This window comes from Pseudonocardia halophobica (genome assembly GCF_027922425.1).
Classification (GTDB): domain Bacteria; phylum Actinomycetota; class Actinomycetes; order Mycobacteriales; family Pseudonocardiaceae; genus Pseudonocardia; species Pseudonocardia halophobica.
In genome coordinates, this window is record NZ_BSFQ01000097.1 from 1 (window position 1) to 1948 (window position 1948).

Below are 1948 nucleotides of genomic sequence, written 5' to 3' on the forward strand. Positions count from 1 at the left end.
TCTCCAACACCGCCACATTCGTGATCCCATGATTGCGCGCCAGATAGTGCGCGGTGGCCAGCCCGTGCCCACCCCCACCCACGATCACCACGTCGTAAGACCTCCGCGGCTCCGGCGTCCGCCACAAGAAATCGGGATGGTCGGGCAAGGGAGCGCCGGGCGGGATGGTGGTGCTCATGCCTGCAGCTCCGGGTAGAGGGGGTGACGGGCGGCGAGCACGGCGACGCGCTCGGCCAGGGCGGTGAGCTCGGCGTCCGACGCGTCGGGGCGCAGCGCCAGGGCGATCACGTCGGCGACCTCGGTGAAGTCGTCGGCGTCGAAGCCGCGGGCGGCCAGGGCCGGGGTACCGATCCGGACCCCGGAGCTGACCATGGGCGGCCGCGGGTCGAACGGCACGGCGTTGCGGTTGACCGTGATGCCGACCTGGTGCAGACGGTCCTCGGCCTGCTTGCCGTCGAGCGTGGAGTCGCGCAGGTCCACCAGCACCAGGTGCACGTCCGTCCCACCGGACACGACGCCGACGTTCTTCTCCTCCAGCAGCCGCGCGGCCAGGATCTGCGCGCCCTCCAGCGTGCGCTCCTGCCGCTCGCGGAACTCCGGCTCGGCGGCCAGCTTGAACGCCACCGCCTTCGCCGCGATCACGTGCTCGAGCGGACCGCCCTGCTGACCGGGGAACACGCTGGAGTTGAACTTCTTCGCGAGCTCCTGCTCGGCGAGGATGACCCCACCCCGGGGGCCGCCGAGGGTCTTGTGCGTGGTCGAGGTGACCACGTGCGCGTGCGGCAACGGGCTCGGGTGCAGCCCCGCGGCGACCAGCCCGGCGAAGTGGGCCATGTCGACCATCAGGTAGGCGCCCACCGAGTCCGCGATGCGGCGGAACTCGGCGAAGTCCAGCTGCCGTGGGTAGGCCGACCAGCCGGCGATGATCAGCTTCGGCTTGCGCTCGACGGCCAGGCGCTCGACCTCGGCCATGTCGACGCGGTGGTCGGTCTCGCGGACGTGGTAGGCCGCGACGTCGTAGAGCTTGCCGGAGAAGTTCAGCCTCATGCCGTGGGTGAGGTGGCCGCCGTGCGCGAGGTCCAGCCCCAGGATGGTGTCGCCGGGCTGCAGCAGCGCCGCCATCACCGCGGCGTTGGCCTGCGCCCCCGAGTGCGGCTGCACGTTGACGAACTCGGCCCCGAACAACGCCTTCAGCCGGTCGATCGCCAGCTGCTCGACGACGTCGACGTGCTCGCAGCCGCCGTAGTACCGCCGGCCCGGGTACCCCTCGGCGTACTTGTTGGTCAGCACCGAGCCCTGCGCCTCGATCACCGCCAGCGGAGCGAAGTTCTCGCTCGCGATCATCTCCAGCGTGTGGCGCTGACGGCCGAGCTCGGCGCTGATCGCGGCGTGGACCTCCGGGTCCGTCTCCTGCAGAGACCGGCCGAGCACCCGCTCGGGGCTCAGGGCCTCTCGTCGATCCACCGTCACGGACATCCAGCCGACCCCCTCGAGATCGCCATACCTATTCTTGTGGACTGATATACCAACTGCATGGCAAGGTAGGCGGCAGAGCGGTGAGGGTCAACACCCGGGCGTGAATTCATGCCGACGACCTCGCCGGCGTCGAGTCAGATCCCGTCGTCCGAGGAGAGCGTCGTTGTCCGTCGACCAGTCATCAGGCCGCACCACCCCGCCCGCCGACGCCGCCCGTGTCGACGCCCGTGTCGACGCCGGTGTCGACGCCGGTGTCGACGCCGGTGTCGACGCCGGTGTCGACGCCGGTGTCGACGCCGGTGTCGATGCTCGTGTCGATGCGGAGGAGTCCCGCCTGCGGGTGCGGCGCCCGGCCACGCATGCCGCCGGGTGGAAGGCGGTGCGGGTGTCGATGGCCCGGGCGCTGCGGCAGATGGGGCCGCTGAAGTCGGCGCGCAACCTGTTGACGCTCAACCAGGTCGACGGGTTCGAC

General features: G+C 70.7%; 3 protein-coding genes. 1 reads left to right on the forward strand and 2 read right to left on the reverse strand.

Annotated features, from left to right (window positions below):
- Window positions 1-178 (reverse strand): FAD-dependent oxidoreductase (locus tag PKE99_RS37350; RefSeq protein ID WP_271215005.1); only part of this gene is annotated, 178 nt, incomplete at its 3' end.
- On the reverse strand, window positions 175-1476 hold the full coding sequence (glyA, locus tag PKE99_RS37355; RefSeq protein ID WP_037054734.1) for a serine hydroxymethyltransferase: 1302 nt from the start codon (window positions 1474-1476) through the stop codon (window positions 175-177). The genes PKE99_RS37350 and glyA, both read right to left, overlap by 4 nt.
- Window positions 1477-1639: 163 nt before the next feature.
- On the opposite strand from glyA, the gene PKE99_RS37360 reads away from it, so the two are divergent.
- On the forward strand, window positions 1640-1948 hold a 309-nt coding region (locus PKE99_RS37360; protein WP_271215004.1), incomplete at its 3' end, for a hypothetical protein.

Excerpts from the sequence above, each read along its gene's own strand:
- glyA (WP_037054734.1), bottom strand. The coding sequence starts at position 1,476 with ATGTCCGTGACGGTGGATCGACGAGAGGCCCTGAGCCCCGAGCGGGTG.